General features: G+C 65.9%; 17 protein-coding genes. 8 read left to right on the forward strand and 9 right to left on the reverse strand.

Annotated elements, in window-relative coordinates; genetic code table 11:
- Positions 1-7: 7 nt before the first annotated feature.
- Positions 8-433, reverse strand: coding sequence for a cytochrome c (locus EBS_RS11275; protein WP_052199653.1), 426 nt, complete (start codon positions 431-433; stop codon positions 8-10).
- Positions 434-761: 328 nt separating this feature from the next.
- Here EBS_RS11275 and speE point away from each other — a divergent pair, with 328 nt between their 5' ends.
- Together speE and EBS_RS11285 are read left to right on the forward strand one after the other, a co-directional pair.
- A complete protein-coding gene (speE, locus tag EBS_RS11280; protein WP_043108763.1) occupies positions 762-1,622 on the forward strand; it encodes a polyamine aminopropyltransferase in 861 nt (286 codons plus the stop codon).
- Positions 1,623-1,627: 5 nt separating this feature from the next.
- Positions 1,628-2,053: a potassium channel family protein gene (locus EBS_RS11285; protein ID WP_148307795.1), complete on the forward strand. Its 426-nt coding sequence runs from the start codon at positions 1,628-1,630 to the stop codon at positions 2,051-2,053.
- Here the strand turns inward: EBS_RS11285 and EBS_RS11290 are convergent.
- From EBS_RS11290 to lgt, 4 genes are all read right to left on the reverse strand, one after another.
- The gene (locus EBS_RS11290; protein ID WP_043108765.1) at positions 2,035-2,541 is read right to left on the reverse strand and encodes a dihydrofolate reductase; all 507 of its coding nucleotides are present in this window, start codon (positions 2,539-2,541) and stop codon (positions 2,035-2,037) included. The two genes, EBS_RS11285 and EBS_RS11290, sit on opposite strands and share 19 nt — an antisense overlap.
- A 64-nt stretch (positions 2,542-2,605) precedes the next feature.
- Complete coding sequence (locus tag EBS_RS14795; protein WP_269446334.1) at positions 2,606-2,740, reverse strand: hypothetical protein; 135 nt, start codon at positions 2,738-2,740, stop codon at positions 2,606-2,608.
- Positions 2,741-2,846: 106 nt separating this feature from the next.
- Entirely contained in the window at positions 2,847-3,680 is an 834-nt protein-coding gene (locus EBS_RS11295; protein WP_043108766.1) for a thymidylate synthase, read from the reverse strand.
- Entirely contained in the window at positions 3,677-4,507 is an 831-nt protein-coding gene (gene lgt / locus EBS_RS11300) for a prolipoprotein diacylglyceryl transferase (RefSeq protein ID WP_043108768.1), read from the reverse strand. Before lgt ends, EBS_RS11295 begins: the two co-directional genes overlap by 4 nt.
- 94 nt (positions 4,508-4,601) lie before the next feature.
- Between lgt and EBS_RS11305 the strand changes: the two genes are divergently transcribed.
- The 3 genes from EBS_RS11305 (at position 4,602) to EBS_RS13175 (ending at position 6,145) form a co-directional block, all read left to right on the forward strand.
- Positions 4,602-5,384, forward strand: coding sequence for a hypothetical protein (locus EBS_RS11305; protein ID WP_043108770.1), 783 nt, complete (start codon positions 4,602-4,604; stop codon positions 5,382-5,384).
- A 111-nt stretch (positions 5,385-5,495) separates the two neighbouring features.
- Entirely contained in the window at positions 5,496-5,681 is a 186-nt protein-coding gene (locus EBS_RS11310; RefSeq protein ID WP_148307750.1) for a hypothetical protein, read from the forward strand.
- Positions 5,682-5,782: 101 nt separating this feature from the next.
- The gene (locus tag EBS_RS13175; protein WP_171816247.1) at positions 5,783-6,145 is read left to right on the forward strand and encodes a helix-turn-helix domain-containing protein; all 363 of its coding nucleotides are present in this window, start codon (positions 5,783-5,785) and stop codon (positions 6,143-6,145) included.
- An 11-nt stretch (positions 6,146-6,156) separates the two neighbouring features.
- On the opposite strand, the gene EBS_RS11320 is transcribed toward EBS_RS13175, so the two are convergent.
- Genes EBS_RS11320 through EBS_RS11335 form a run of 4 tightly spaced genes read right to left on the reverse strand, consistent with a single transcriptional unit; the run spans position 6,157 to position 9,251 of the window.
- Positions 6,157-7,353 (reverse strand): class I SAM-dependent rRNA methyltransferase, encoded by a 1,197-nt coding sequence (locus tag EBS_RS11320; RefSeq protein WP_043108772.1) that lies wholly within the window; start codon positions 7,351-7,353, stop codon positions 6,157-6,159.
- A 52-nt stretch (positions 7,354-7,405) separates the two neighbouring features.
- The gene (gene dsbB / locus EBS_RS11325) at positions 7,406-7,921 is read right to left on the reverse strand and encodes a disulfide bond formation protein DsbB (protein WP_043109773.1); all 516 of its coding nucleotides are present in this window, start codon (positions 7,919-7,921) and stop codon (positions 7,406-7,408) included.
- 7 nt (positions 7,922-7,928) lie between these two features.
- The gene (ypfJ, locus tag EBS_RS11330) at positions 7,929-8,873 is read right to left on the reverse strand and encodes a KPN_02809 family neutral zinc metallopeptidase (protein WP_043108773.1); all 945 of its coding nucleotides are present in this window, start codon (positions 8,871-8,873) and stop codon (positions 7,929-7,931) included.
- Between the two features lie 3 nt (positions 8,874-8,876).
- Positions 8,877-9,251: a DUF2780 domain-containing protein gene (locus EBS_RS11335; RefSeq protein WP_043108774.1), complete on the reverse strand. Its 375-nt coding sequence runs from the start codon at positions 9,249-9,251 to the stop codon at positions 8,877-8,879.
- Between the two features lie 121 nt (positions 9,252-9,372).
- On the opposite strand from EBS_RS11335, the gene EBS_RS11340 reads away from it, so the two are divergent.
- The 3 genes from EBS_RS11340 (at position 9,373) to EBS_RS11350 (ending at position 13,857) form a co-directional block, all read left to right on the forward strand.
- Positions 9,373-10,869: a helicase HerA-like domain-containing protein gene (locus EBS_RS11340; protein WP_043108776.1), complete on the forward strand. Its 1,497-nt coding sequence runs from the start codon at positions 9,373-9,375 to the stop codon at positions 10,867-10,869.
- 256 nt (positions 10,870-11,125) lie between these two features.
- Entirely contained in the window at positions 11,126-13,129 is a 2,004-nt protein-coding gene (locus EBS_RS11345; RefSeq protein WP_043108778.1) for a thioredoxin domain-containing protein, read from the forward strand.
- 122 nt (positions 13,130-13,251) lie between these two features.
- Positions 13,252-13,857: an SCO family protein gene (locus EBS_RS11350; protein ID WP_043108779.1), complete on the forward strand. Its 606-nt coding sequence runs from the start codon at positions 13,252-13,254 to the stop codon at positions 13,855-13,857.
- The last annotated feature ends 89 nt before the right edge of the window (positions 13,858-13,946 follow it).

The raw sequence follows: 13,946 nt of genomic DNA on the forward strand, positions 1-13,946 counted from the left end.
TAACCTGTTACTGCAACCGATACCCCGCATGACAGGCCGTGCACTGCGCCATCACGTCGGCCAGGGCGCGCAGGGCCGTCGCCGGGTCGCCGCGCACTTCGGCATCGCGTGCGGCCTGGGCGAACCGGCTGGCGGCCCGGTGCATGGCGATGCCGGCCTGGCGCATGCCCTCGGGCATGAAAGGCGCCATGTGGGCGGCACCGTGCATCTGCATGGCACTCATGCCCAGGCCCCCTTCGGCCAGCTCGGCGGCGCCCTCGTAATCGGCCTGTCCGAGCCGGGTGACGATACTGCGCAGGGTCTCCAGGTGGTCGCGCATGTTGTGCAGCATGTGTTCCCGCATCATGGGCGGCAGCTCCACCAGGACACGACCGTCCTCTGCAACGGCAGACAGCGGCAACAGGCACAGCAGGATCAGCTTCGTCCGTTTCATGGTCTTCTCCAGGTCAATCGCTATCTTGCCCTCGGCACGCTGCGCTGACCAGCGCTGCACCAACCCGATTCCCGGGCGGGAGCCGAATGTTCGCGACGGGGACGTCACTCCCACAGGGTCTGTAGGAGGCCCGTCCACGGGCCGAATGTTCGCGGCGGGGACGCCGCTCCTGCCACAGGAGGCTCGTCCACGGGCCGAATGTTCGCGACGAGGACGTCGCTCCTACCGTACGAGGCTCGTCCACGGGCCGAACGGTTTGAACTTTTGCCCTGTTGCACCCCCAGCAGTCGCTCGCTATGGTGCGCGAAACGCAACCGGAGGTAGGTTCATGGCGCTTGACAAAAACTGGTTCACCGAGATCGAGGAAGAGATCCAGTCGGCCTTTTCGCTGAAGGTCCGCAAGAAGCTCCACGAAGAGCAGTCCGCCTTCCAGAAGATCGAGGTCTACGAGACCGAAGGCTTCGGGCACCTGCTGGTGATCGACGGCTTCACCATGGTGAGCACCCGTGACAATTTCCTCTACCACGAGATGATGACCCACCCGGTGCTGTTCACCCATCCCGATCCGAAGCGGGTGGCCATCATCGGCGGCGGCGACTGCGGTTCGCTGCGCGAGGTACTGCGTCACCCGGGGGTCGAGCATTGCGTGCAGATCGATATCGACGAGCGGGTGACCCGGGTCTCCGAGCAGTTCTTTCCCGAGCTGTGCGAGGCCAACGACGACCCGCGCGCCGAGCTGCTGTTCATCGACGGCATCCAGTGGATGAAGGATGCCGAGCCGAACTCGCTGGACGTGATCATCGTCGATTCCACCGATCCCATAGGCCCCGGCGAGGTGCTGTTCTCCACCGAGTTCTACGCCGCCTGTCATCGCGCCCTGGGCGAGGACGGTCTGATCGTGCAGCAGAGCGAGTCGCCGCTGGCGCATCTGCCCATCCTCGAGCGCATGTACCGCAGCTACCGGGCCGCGGGCTTCCGCGCGGTGCAGACCCTGTTCTTCCCGCAGCCCATCTATCCCACCGGCTGGTGGTCGGCCACCATCGGCGGCAAGGCCGACAGCTTGCCCGGGTTCCGCGAGGCGGACGCCCGTGACAAGCCCTTTGCCACCCGCTATTACAATGCGGAGATCCATCGCGCGGCCTTCGCTCAGCCCGAGTTCTTCCGCGAGGCAGTCGCAAGCTGGCGATGAATACCCTGCTGGCCACCACCCTGCTCAACATGACCCTGATCACCACTGTGGTGATCGTGCACTACGAGTTCCTGATCCGCACCTCCGACGCCATCCCACGCCTGTGCCGGCATCACCGCCCACGTATCCTGCTCGGCGTGCTGGCGGCACTGGTGGCGCACTCGGTGGAGATCTGGATCTTCGGCCTGGGCTACTGGTTCATGCATCACAGCGAGGGCTTCGGACACCTGCAGGGCAACTTCGACGGCTCGCTGCTGGACGCGGCCTACTTCTCCTTCACCACCTACAGCACCCTGGGCTTTGGCGACATCGAACCGATTGGGCTGTTGCGCTATACCGCCGGCATGGAGGCGCTCGCCGGCCTGGTGCTGATCACCTGGTCGGCCTCCTTCCTGTACGTGGAGATGCAGCGTTACTGGGACGAACGCTGATAGGTGACGAAGTGATGGGGGATGGGGTTGCGCTCGTCCACCCGCCCCTCGATGCGTTCCACCTCGCGCCATTCGGCTGGATCGATGGCGGGAAAGAAGGCATCACCCTCGGGCTCGATATGTACCTCGGTGAGATACAGACGCGCCGCGCGCGGCAAGGCCTGGGCGTAGAGCTGGGCGCCACCGATCAGCATCAACTCGTCGACATCGCCGAACTGTTCGATGGCCTGGTCCAGCGAGGTCACCACGAAACCACCCTCGGCGCGGTAATCGGGATTGCGGCTGATCACCACGTGCGTACGGTGCGGCAGCAGGCCGGGCAGGGACTCCCAGGTACGGCGGCCCATGAGGATGGGCTTGCCCAGGGTGAGCCGCTTGAAATGCGCCAGGTCGGCGGGCAGGTGCCAGGGCAGGCGGTTGTCGATACCGATCACGCCATTATCGGCGACCGCGGCGATGATCGACAGCTTGGGAACGACGGCAGACATGCCACCATCGTATCAAACCCGTCCCGGTCCTTCCGGGACGGGTCTCCTCGTGCGCCTGTGACGTTCAGGCGGCCAGCTCTTCACAGAGTTCTTCTTCGGCCTCGATCAGCATCTCGATGATGACTTCCATTTCGCGGCTGTTCTCTTCGGCCAGTTCGCGGATCTGCCCGCAGTCGATGGTGAGTGCCTCAGCGTTCATGACGGTACCTCCTGTCAATGTGTGCATTAGAAGATTAGTCTCTTCTGATGCTCTGACGAGTGGAAAGTTCTCCGTCACCTGATCCTGGTCAACAAAAGAAACCGACTCAGACGGCGACCACACCCTTGATGTGCGGATGGTGCTGGTAGTCGACCAGCTCGATATCCTCGTAGCCGAAGGCGAACAGGTCATCCACTGCAGGATTCAGGCGCAGACGTGGCAGGGGGTAGGGCTCGCGGGTGAGCTGCAGGGCGATCTGTTCCTGGTGATTGCTGTAGATGTGGGCATCGCCCAGGGTGTGGACGAACTCACCCGGCTGCAGACCCGTGACCTGGGCGATCATGCAGGTGAGCAGGGCGTAGCTGGCGATGTTGAAGGGCACGCCCAGGAACACGTCGGCGCTGCGCTGGTAAAGCTGGCAGGACAGGCGCCCCTCGGCAACATAGAACTGGAACAAGGCATGGCAGGGCGCCAGCGCCATCTTGCCCCGGTGCACGTTTTCCTGTGGCGGGATGGTCTCGTCGGGCAGATCGGCCGGGTTCCAGGCCGAGACGATGATGCGCCGCGAATCGGGCGTGTTGCAGATCTGCTCGATCACCTGGGCGATCTGATCGATATGCCGTCCGTCTGGCGCCGGCCAGGAGCGCCACTGATAGCCATAGATCGGCCCCAGCTCCCCGTCCTCGGTGGCCCATTCGTCCCAGATGCGCACCCCGTGCTCCTTCAGGTAGCGCGTATTGGTATCACCGCGCAGGAACCACAGCAGTTCATGGACCACCGACTTGAAATGGATGCGCTTGGTGGTGACCAGCGGAAAACCTTCGGCCAGGTCGAAACGCATCTGGTAGCCGAACACCGACTGGGTGCCGGTACCGGTGCGGTCGCCCTTGGACACGCCGTGCTCGCGCACGTGACGCAGCAGATCGAGATACGCTTTCATGAGCTCATCCTTCGTGATCGGTATACCAGGTACAGCCCAAACAGGATCATCGGCAAGGACAGCAGCTGGCCCATGGTCAGCCAGCCGAGGGCCAGGTAGCCGATGTGCGAGTCCGGCATGCGCACAAACTCGACCAGAAAACGGAACACCCCGTAACCGAGCAGGAACGAGCCCGACAGGAATCCCATGCCCGATGGGCGGCGCGCCGCCCACCACAGCAGGGCGAACAGCACCAGCCCCTCCAGCCCGGCCTCGTAGAGCTGGTTGGGGTGCAGCGGTGGCGTCTCGGGCGTGCCTGGCGGCAACCCCAGCTTGTTCAGGCAGAGGTCGAGATGGCCTGCACACGGCACGCGCATGCCCCAGGGCAGGTGGGTGGGCGCCCCCCACAGCTCGCCGTTGATGAAATTGCCGATGCGCCCGAAGAACAGACCGATCGGCACCAGTGGGGCAATGAAGTCGGTCACCTGCAGAAAGCGCAGCCCCTGGCGCCGGGCAAACCAGGCCATTGCCACCAACACCCCCAGCAGGCCGCCGTGGAAGGACATGCCACCTTCCCAGATACGCAGCAACGCCAGCGGGTCGTCCAGCCAGCGACCGAAATCGTAGAACAGGATATAGCCCAGACGACCACCAACAATCACCCCCAGGGCGCCGAAGAAGATCAGATCCTCGAGCTGCCGCTCATCGATCACACTGCCCGGCCGCCGCGCCAGCCGCCGACCCAGCAGCCAGGCCCCGGCGAAGCCCAGCAGGTACATCAGGCCATACCAGCGCACCGCGGCAGGCCCCAGGTGCAGGATGACAGGATCGAAAGCAGGATATTGCATGGCGCGCAAGTGTATCAGTGAAACCGCTCACATGCCGCCGGTGGACAGGCCCCGGCCCACCGGCTAGGCTGCCTCGAGGATCAACGGACAGTCCATGCGTACCCTGCTGAAGCTTTTTCTCTGGCTGATCCTGCTCAGCCCCCTGGCCACCGCCCTGCTGTTCTGGCTCGCGCTCTCACCCACCCCCTTGGTGAGTGAACAATCCGCATTGTCGCATCAGGACCTGTTGCAGGCCCGCCGATTGCTGCACCAACACCAGCAACAGGCCGGCAGGCAGGAAGACCGGCGCGAGCTCGTATTCATTGCCCGCGACCTGGAAGTGGCCGCGCGCCTGCTGCTGCAACGTCATTTCGAAAGTGCCGTACGCGTGACCATCGAAGAAGACCGCCTACGCGCCGAGGCCACGTTGCGCATCCCCGGACTGCCCAGCCGCCCCTGGCTCAACCTGGCGCTGACACTCCAGGAGCAGCAACGACATCCGGTGCTGGTGCGCATGCAAGCCGGTCCCTTCACCATTCCCCAGCCGACCGCCCGCTGGCTGCTGGCCCGACTGCTGGAGCGCGCCGCGCAGAGTCCGGAATTCCGCGTCGCGCGCAGCCTGATCGACACCCTCTGGCTGGAGAAAGGCCGCCTGCACCTGCGCTATCGCTGGAGCCAGGAACTCGCAGCGCATGCCTACGACATGCTCGGTGGCGCCGATCGCGACTTGAACGCCATCTACATCGCGCAACTGCGACAACAGGCGGCCGACGCGTCGTCGGACCAGCGTCTGGTCCAGGTGCTGCCCCCGCTCTTCGCCCTGGCGCGAGAACGCGCACAGACCTACGGGAATGCGGTCGGCGAGAACCGTGCCCTGCTCGGAGTACTGGCGGCCTAGGCACGCCCCGGCGAGGCCGCCCCCCTGCTCGGCCTGGCGGCCGACCGCGCAGGCAGCCGTTTCGGTGCCCTAGCGGTCCATCCCGACACGGCCACCGCCTTGCAGGCGCTGATGGCCACGGATGTCACCGAAGACGACCTGATGCCACCGATCGATGCGCTGGCGGAAGGACTGCAACTCGATCACTTCCGGCACGACTACCGCGACCTGGACTCCCCCCGCTATCGCGCCGCGATCCGCCTGATCGACCGCCGCATCGCGGCCTGCCGCCTCTATCGCAGCCTGGGCGTGCCCTGATCGAAATTCCTGAAATCCCCTGGCAACTCAAGTTTTTCTCCGCACCGCCGTTAGCCCCAGCACACCCCGTGACACCACGAGAGAAATTGGTTATGAGGCTGATGAGCATGAACGAAAGGAAACGACCGCCTGTGCATCTGCGCACCCTGGGGGAACGGCTGCGCTACTGCCGGCGCCAGATGGGATGGACGCAAGAACAGCTCGCCGTGCAGGCCGGGACCAACCAGGCCGTGATCCAGAAGATCGAAAACGGCAAAAGCCTGCGTCCGCGCAAGATCGACGAGATCGCGGCGGTGCTCGAAGTCAACCCGGCCTGGCTGATGTTCGGTGACGACAAGGCCACACCGCTGACCGACGACGCGCGCGAGGTGGCCGAGCTGTGGATGGGCCTGCCGGAGTACGACCGCCGACGCATTCTCGAAGAAATCCGCCGCCTGGCCGCACGCAACCCGCGCACCCAATGAAACGGCCGGGGTCACATGCCAGGCAACACCCGCAGATAAAACGCCTTCAGATAGGCCGTCTCGGGGATGGCGGGATGCACTGGGTGATCCGGCCCCTGCTGGCCGCTCTCGAGGAGCTGCAGGTAACGATCGCCGTGACGTGCGGCCTGCTGCACCACGCGCAGCAGTTCGTCCCGGGGCATGTGGGAGGAACAGGACGCCGTCACCAGTAGACCGTCGCGCGAAACCAGGCTGATCGCCGCCTCGTTCAGCCGCCGATAGGCCAGGGTGCCCTCTTTCATGTCCTTCCGCCGCTTGATGAAGGCCGGCGGATCCAGCACCACCACGTCGAAACGCTCGCCCTCGGCCTTCAGCATGCGCAGGGTATCGAAGGCATCACCCTGCAAGCCATCCACGCGATCTGCCACGCCGTTCGCCTGCGCATTCTCGCGCACCCCTTCCAGCGCACGGGCCGAGGCGTCCACGCAAACGACCTCGCGCGCGCCCGCATGCGCCGCGCGCACACCCCAGGCCCCGACATAGCTGCACACATCCAGCACCCGCGCACCCTCGACCTGCGGCATCAGCCGATCACGGTTGGCCGCCTGATCAAAGAACCAGCCGGTCTTCTGACCCTCGCTGGGCGACACCTCGAAACGACAGCCTCCTTCTTCGACGACCACCCGGTCGGGCACACGACCGTGCGCCACCTCGACATAACGCTCCAGGCCCTCGAGTTCACGCACCGCACTGTCGTTGCGCCACAGGATCGAGGCCGGCGAGAGCACCTTGTCCAGGGCCGCCACGATGTCCTCGCGCAGCCGCTCCATGCCGGCGGTGCCGATCTGGGCCACCAGGTGATCGCCGTAGCGGTCCACCACCAGACCCGGCAGAGCATCGGACTCGCCAAACACCAGCAGATAAAAAGGCCTGGCATAACGACGCTCGCGCAGGGCCAGAGCGATCTTCAGGCGATGCACCAACAGCGAACGGTCCAGCGGATGCTCACGGTCGCGGCTGGTGATGCGTGCACAGATCAGGGAATGCGGGTTGGCATAGGCATGAGCGATGAAGCGGCCACGCGCGTTCTCGATGACCACCGGCTGGCCCGGCGCCAATCCCTTGAGCGGCGTGGCCGCGGTGTCGATCTCGTTGGAATAGACCCACAGGTGGCCGGCACGCAGACGGCGGTCCTGGTGAGGCTTGAAACGCAAGACAGGCAGAGACATGGAGCGATCCGGTAACACGAAAGGGCCGCAAGGGTACCAGATCGGGGCGATCTCAGCGTCGTGCCATTCGCCCCAGCCCGGCACCGGTCACCAGCAACCAGGCCAGCAGATAGAGGCCGTAGATCACTGCCATCCAGCCCGGCATGCTCAGGCCAAGAAAGGCCCATTGCACCTCGCCACACAGCCCCGTGGGCTGGAACACCGCCGGCCACCAGACATCCAGTGGCGCCCAGGAGGGGAAGTCGGCCAGGTAGGTACAGCGCAGATCCACCTCGCCCCACTGGATGCCGACATGCTCCAGGGCCAGCGACAACCCCCATCCGGCGGACAACAGCCACAACAGAAGGGCCGACAGTCGCACGACCAACACCTGCGGCGCCACGGCCCCCAGCAGTCCCGCGAGCAGAATGCCCGCCACCGCGACACGCTCGTAGACACACAGCACGCAGGGGTCGAGCGCCATGCCGTACTGGAAATAGAGGGCGGTCAGCTCCAGGCCCAGCGCCGTGGTGGCGAGCAGCAGCCAGGGCCAGCGCTGGCGCGGCAGTTCAGCGAGGAAGTCGATCATCATGGATCTAGAGTCGCACATCCCTGCCGAAGGTGTCACAGGCGGTGAAGCTGCCCTGCTCGTAGCCCCGGGTGAACCAGCGCATGCGCTGCTCGGAGCTGCCGTGGGTGAAGGCATCGGGCGAGACTCGCCCGGTAGCCTCGCGTTGCAGGCGATCGTCACCGATGGCGTTGGCCGCGGTCAGGCCTTCCTCGATGTCGCCCGCCTCCAGCAACTGCCGCGAACGGCTGGCATGGTACGCCCAGACCCCGGCATAGCAGTCGGCCTGCAACTCCAGGCGCACCGACAGGCGGTTGCCCTCGACCTTGCCCACACGCTGCCGCGCCTGGTGCACCTTGCCGGAGATGCCGAGCAGGTTCTGTACGTGATGGCCGATCTCGTGCGCAATCACGTAGGCCTGGGCGAAATCCCCGGGCGCACCGTGGCGGCGTGCCAGCTCGTCAAAGAAACCCAGGTCGAGATAAACCTTCCGGTCGCCCGGGCAATAGAAGGGACCCATCGCCGCCTGTCCCAGTCCGCACGCCGAGCGCACCGCGCCGCGGTACAGCACCACGGTGGGTTCTCGATAGGCCTTGTCCGCCTGGCGGAACAGCGCATGCCAGGTATCCTCGGTATCGGCAAGCACCGTCTTGACGAACGCAACCTGCTCCTGTTCGGCGGCCGAGGCCTTGCCCCCGGTCTGGGTGGCCGCAGGCCGGGTCGCCACGCCCCCGCCACCAAGCAGGCTGCCGAGGTCACCGCCGCCGAAGAACATCCAGGCGCCGAGGGCCAGTGCCGCCAGCAGGGTGCCCTTGGGTCCAAGCACACGAAACAGCAGCGGCAACAGGCGCAGCAGGCCACCACCGCCTCCACCCAGACCGCCGAGACGTCCGATGCCGCCAACACCGCCGACAGGCGCGTCGAAACGGTGATCCTCCATGTTGCTGCTCTGCCTGCGACCACGCCAGCGCATGACTCATTCTCCCAGCAGGTCGCCGACACGGCGGGCCAGATCGCCGCCACCTCGTTGCTCGAGAAAACTGCTCAGCAGGGGCACGAAGCGCCCGAGCATCGAGGCATCCATGTCCAGACCGGAAAAGCCATCAGCCAGCTTCGCCAGGTCACCGGCGCCGCCACCGAGCAGCGAACCGGCCATGCCCAGCAGGCCCCCACCACCAGTGACGGGGGCCTGATCGGCCAGTTGCGCCGCCTCGGGCAGGGCCTCGCCCAATTGCGAGAAATCGCCGCCCAGCTTGTCGCGCAGCAGGTTCAGGGTCAGCCCCAGGCCACCCTCGGCCTGCCATTGATCCACGCCCAGACTGCTCATCAGTTGTTGCACCAGTTCGCTCATTGTATTGCCTCCTCCGGCTCGCATCCGAGCCGCCAGTTTACGGCGTACCCGGGGCCCGGGGCCCGATGCGGCAATGGCTTGCGTGTCGCCATACTGCGACAAACAGGGAGAATCATCGACCATGGAAGACAACACCCTCCTGCTCGGCGGCAATGGCGAGCGCCAGATCGTGCTGGATGCCGCCATGGCCAACCGCCACGGCCTGATCACCGGCGCCACCGGCACCGGCAAGACCGTCACCCTGCAGGTGCTGGCCGAGTCCTTTTCGCGCCTCGGCGTGCCCGTGTTCGCAGCCGACATCAAGGGCGACCTCTCCGGACTGGCCACCGCCGGCAAGCCACATCCGAAGATCGACGAACGCATCGACCACATCGGCATCGAGGGCCATGCCTTCGAGGGTTGCCCGACCCTGTTCTGGGACCTGTTCGGCGACAAGGGCCACCCGCTGCGCACCACCGTCTCCGAGATGGGGCCACTGCTGCTGGCCAGCCTGCTGGAACTCAACGAGACCCAGGAAGGCATCCTGCACATCGCCTTCGCGGTGGCCGACGACGAAGGCCTGCTGCTGCTCGACCTCAAGGACCTGCGCGCCATGCTCAACTGGGTGGCCGACAACGCCAGGGAACTGGGTCGTGAATACGGCAACATCTCGCGCACCAGCGTGAACGCCATCCTGCGCCGCCTGCTGGTGCTCGAGGAGTCGGGCGGCGAGCAGTTCTTCGGCGAACCCGGCCTGCACATCGAGCACCTGATGCAGACCGACTTCTCCGGTCGCGGGGTGATCAGCCTGCTCGATGCCACCAGGCTGTACCACTCGCCGCGCATCTACGCCACCTTCCTGCTGTGGCTGCTCTCGGAACTCATGGAAGAACTGCCCGAGCGCGGCGACGCCGAGCGGCCGCGCCTGGTGTTCTTCTTCGACGAGGCGCACCTGCTGTTCTCCACCGCCCCCAGGGCGCTGCTGGAGAAGATCACCCAGGTGGTGCGCCTCATCCGTTCCAAGGGCGTGGGCGTGTTCTTCATAACCCAGTATCCCAATGACGTGCCCGACGAGGTCATCGGCCAGCTCGGCAACCGCATCCAGCACGCCCTGCGCGCCTTCACGCCCCGCGACAAGAAGGCGGTGAAGGTCGCCGCCGAGACCTTCCGTCCCAACCCCGCCTTCGACACCTTCGAGGCCATCACCCGGCTTGGCGTGGGCGAGGCCCTGGTCTCCACCCTCGACGAGAAGGGCGTGCCATCGGTGGTCGAGCGCACCCTCATGGCCCCGCCGCGCTCGCGCATTGGCCCGCTGAGCGATGCAGAACGCAGCGAACTGCGCGAACGCTCACCGCTCAAGGGCCTGTACGAGCAGGCCATCGACCGCGAATCGGCCTATGAACGGCTCAGGAAGCGCGAGCAGGAACTCGAAGAAAGACGCCGCACCGAACTGCAGGCCGAAGAGGAACGCAGACGTCGCGAGAAGGAAACGAAGGCCGCCGAGCGTCGCACGCGCGGTGGCGGGCGCCGTCGCCAGGGCGTGCTCGAGGCAATGGCCAAGTCGGTGGCGCGCTCGATCGGCTCGAGCATCGGGCGGCGTATCGTGCGAGGCATCCTCGGCTCGATCATCGGGCGCTGAGCCCACCCGGCAAATCACAGCAGCGCCAAGGCCACAAAGCCCCCCGCACAAGCGCACCGCCCCCCTGCACCCGAAGGGCGGGAGCGCCCAAAAACCCGGGTGAAACGTTCCGGAAACTGCCTGTGCCGGGCGGAAAATCGTGTCAACCCGGATATTTCACCGGCATCCCGAGAACCGGCGGAATTCGCAGCCGCTCACGAGAAACCCCTGCAATCGCGACGTTTCCCCACCCTTCCCCGGCGCCTATGATGGTGGCATGAGCCAGAATCGCCTTACCGACGCCACCAGCCCCTATCTGCAACAGCATGCGGACAACCCCGTGCACTGGTGGCCCTGGTGCGAGGAGGCGCTGAGCGAGGCGCGCAGCACCGACCGCCCGATCCTGCTGTCCATCGGCTATTCGGCCTGCCACTGGTGTCACGTGATGGCCCACGAGTCCTTCGAGGACCCTGCCACCGCCGAACTGATGAACCGGCTGTTCATCAACATCAAGGTGGACCGCGAGGAGCGCCCCGACCTGGACCGCATCTACCAGAACGCCCACCAGCTGCTGGCACAGCGTCCCGGCGGGTGGCCCTTGACGGTATTCCTCGACCCGCACGACCTCACGCCGTTTTTCGCCGGCACCTATTTCCCGCCGGAGTCCCGCCACGGTCTGCCGTCCTTCAGCCAGGTACTCGAATCGATCGACCGCGCCTGGCGCGAACAGCGCGAGGCCATCGGCGAACAGAACCACGCCATGCGCGCGGCACTGACGCGACTGGAGACCACCACGGCCGGCGAGCGCCCTGGACGTGAGACCATCGAGCAGGTACTGCACGAACTGGCGCGGCATTTCGACCCCACCCATGGCGGCATCGGCCAGGCCCCCAAGTTTCCCCACCCGGCGACCTTCTCCTTCCTGCTGCACCAGGGCGCGCACCACGGGCACGGAGAGGCACGGCACATGGCCCTGTTCACCCTCGAGCGCATGGCCGAGGGCGGCCTCTTCGATCAGCTCGGCGGCGGCTTCTACCGCTACTCGGTGGACGAGCGCTGGGAGATCCCGCATTTCGAAAAGATGCTCTACGACAACGGCCCGCTGCTGGCGCTGTACGCCGAAGCCTGGGCGCTGGACGACCGGCGGCCACTGTTCCGGCACGTCTGCGAGCGTACCGCCGAATGGGTACTGCGCGAGATGCAATCGCCAGAGGGCGGATTCTGGTCCAGCCTGGACGCCGACAGCGAGGGCGAGGAAGGCCGCTTCTATCTCTGGGACCGCGAGGAGGTGGCCAGCCTGCTCGACGAACCCACCCACGACCTGTTCGCCGCACGCTTCGGGCTCGATGGTCCGGCCAACTTCGAAGGACGCTGGCACCTGCGCGTGACCACCGCGACCGACGCCCTGGCAGAACGCTTTGGCCTGCCCCCGCGTGCCGTGCGGCATCACCTGAAGAGCGCGCGCGAGACCCTGTTTGCCGCGCGCGAGCAGCGCGTGCACCCGGGGCGGGACGAGAAGGTGCTCACCAGCTGGAATGCGCTGATGATCCACGGCATGGCCCGTGCCGGGCGCCTGCTCGACCGCCCCGAATGGATCGATTCGGCCGCACGCGCCCTGGACTTCCTGTACCAGCATCACTGGAAAGATGGGCGCCTGCTGGCCACCAGCCGCGACGGCGAGGCAAGGCTCCCCGCCTACCTGGACGATCACGCCTACCTGATCGATGCCATCCTCGAGCTGTTGCAGGCACGCTGGTCGGACACCCATCTCGGCTTCGCCGTCGAACTGGCCGAACGCCTGCTCACACACTTTGCCGATACCGACCAGGGCGGCTTCTATTTCACCGCCGACGACCACGAGACCCTGCCGGTGCGGCCACGCCCCTTCAGCGACGACGCCCTGCCCTCGGGCAATGCCATCGCCGCCCGCGCCCTGCTGCTGCTCGGCTGGCTGCTGGCAGAACCGCGCTACCTGGAGGCCGCAGAAGGCGTGTTCCCCGCCGCCGACTCGCTGCGCCACACCCCTCACACAGCCACTGGCCTGCTCGACGCGCTGGACCTGGCACTCGACCCACCGACCATCCACATCGCACGCGGCAGTACCGAGTCGCTCGATGCCTGGCAGCCCGAATCGCTGGTTCCCGGGGACCTGGTATACCGCATCCCGGACGACGCACAGCTATCGCCCGCCCTCGCCACCAAGCGAGCCGAGCCAGGGCGGCTGCTGGTCTATCGCTGCACCGGCACCCGCTGCGAGACACCGTTCGAGCCCGAGGCCTGAACGACTCGCCCCGCGCTGCCTCTCCCGTCCCCACCCGCCGGAAACGACAGAACGGCCCGCCATCGAATCCCGCGGGCTTTCCGCTACAATGTCCCCATCCCGGCCACCGCGAGAAACCGCCCATGAAACAGCTCCCCCTGCTCATTGTTGCCCTCGCCAGCATCGCCCTCGGCATCTGGTTCGGCCTGCAATCACCGGGCGACGACGAGGACCCCTATGCCCACCTCGGCGGTGACTTCACCCTGCAATCCGACAAGGGGCCGGTCAGCCTGAGCGATTTCCGCGGCAAGGTGGTGGCCCTGTACTTCGGCTACACCCGCTGCCCCGACGTGTGCATCACCGCGCTCACCAAGGTCTCGCAGGCGATGCGGGCACTCGACGAGAAGGAACGCGAACAGATCCAGCCGATCTTCGTCAGCATCGACCCCGAACGCGACACCCCGCAGATCGCCAGCGAATACGCGCGCTATTTCTACCCCGGTGCAGTCGGCCTGAGCGGCAGCCCGGAGGAAATCGCCAAGGTCGCGAAACGCTACCTGGTGATCTACGAGAAGGTGCCGATGAAAGATTCCGCCATGGGCTATTCCATGGACCACTCTTCCATCATCTACGTCATCGGGCGTGACGGAAAGATCCACTCGCTGGTACATCACGCCGATACCGCCGAGGCACTGGTGAAATACCTGCGCGAGGCGCTGGCCGGCAACCCCTCGAAAAGCCCTGCCTGACCCGACACTTGCCGGCCCCTGCCGGGTCGGGCATACCGTGCACCCGACAAATAACCAAGTTGTTTACTTGGTAATTCCCTCCGCAGCGT

Origin of the sequence: endosymbiont of unidentified scaly snail isolate Monju (genome assembly GCF_000801295.1) — a bacterium.
GTDB lineage: Bacteria > Pseudomonadota > Gammaproteobacteria > Chromatiales > Chromatiaceae > MONJU.

Excerpts from the sequence above, each read along its gene's own strand:
- EBS_RS11275 (WP_052199653.1), bottom strand. The coding sequence starts at position 433 with ATGAAACGGACGAAGCTGATCCTGCTGTGCCTGTTGCCGCTGTCTGCC.
- speE (WP_043108763.1), top strand. The coding sequence starts at position 762 with ATGGCGCTTGACAAAAACTGGTTCACCGAGATCGAGGAAGAGATCCAG.
- EBS_RS11290 (WP_043108765.1), bottom strand. The coding sequence starts at position 2,541 with ATGTCTGCCGTCGTTCCCAAGCTGTCGATCATCGCCGCGGTCGCCGAT.
- EBS_RS14795 (WP_269446334.1), bottom strand. The coding sequence starts at position 2,740 with ATGAACGCTGAGGCACTCACCATCGACTGCGGGCAGATCCGCGAACTG.
- EBS_RS11295 (WP_043108766.1), bottom strand. The coding sequence starts at position 3,680 with ATGAAAGCGTATCTCGATCTGCTGCGTCACGTGCGCGAGCACGGCGTG.
- lgt (WP_043108768.1), bottom strand. The coding sequence starts at position 4,507 with ATGCAATATCCTGCTTTCGATCCTGTCATCCTGCACCTGGGGCCTGCC.
- EBS_RS11305 (WP_043108770.1), top strand. The coding sequence starts at position 4,602 with ATGCGTACCCTGCTGAAGCTTTTTCTCTGGCTGATCCTGCTCAGCCCC.
- EBS_RS11310 (WP_148307750.1), top strand. The coding sequence starts at position 5,496 with ATGGCCACGGATGTCACCGAAGACGACCTGATGCCACCGATCGATGCG.
- EBS_RS13175 (WP_171816247.1), top strand. The coding sequence starts at position 5,783 with ATGAGCATGAACGAAAGGAAACGACCGCCTGTGCATCTGCGCACCCTG.
- EBS_RS11320 (WP_043108772.1), bottom strand. The coding sequence starts at position 7,353 with ATGTCTCTGCCTGTCTTGCGTTTCAAGCCTCACCAGGACCGCCGTCTG.
- dsbB (WP_043109773.1), bottom strand. The coding sequence starts at position 7,921 with ATGATCGACTTCCTCGCTGAACTGCCGCGCCAGCGCTGGCCCTGGCTG.
- ypfJ (WP_043108773.1), bottom strand. The coding sequence starts at position 8,873 with ATGCGCTGGCGTGGTCGCAGGCAGAGCAGCAACATGGAGGATCACCGT.
- EBS_RS11335 (WP_043108774.1), bottom strand. The coding sequence starts at position 9,251 with ATGAGCGAACTGGTGCAACAACTGATGAGCAGTCTGGGCGTGGATCAA.
- EBS_RS11340 (WP_043108776.1), top strand. The coding sequence starts at position 9,373 with ATGGAAGACAACACCCTCCTGCTCGGCGGCAATGGCGAGCGCCAGATC.
- EBS_RS11345 (WP_043108778.1), top strand. The coding sequence starts at position 11,126 with ATGAGCCAGAATCGCCTTACCGACGCCACCAGCCCCTATCTGCAACAG.
- EBS_RS11350 (WP_043108779.1), top strand. The coding sequence starts at position 13,252 with ATGAAACAGCTCCCCCTGCTCATTGTTGCCCTCGCCAGCATCGCCCTC.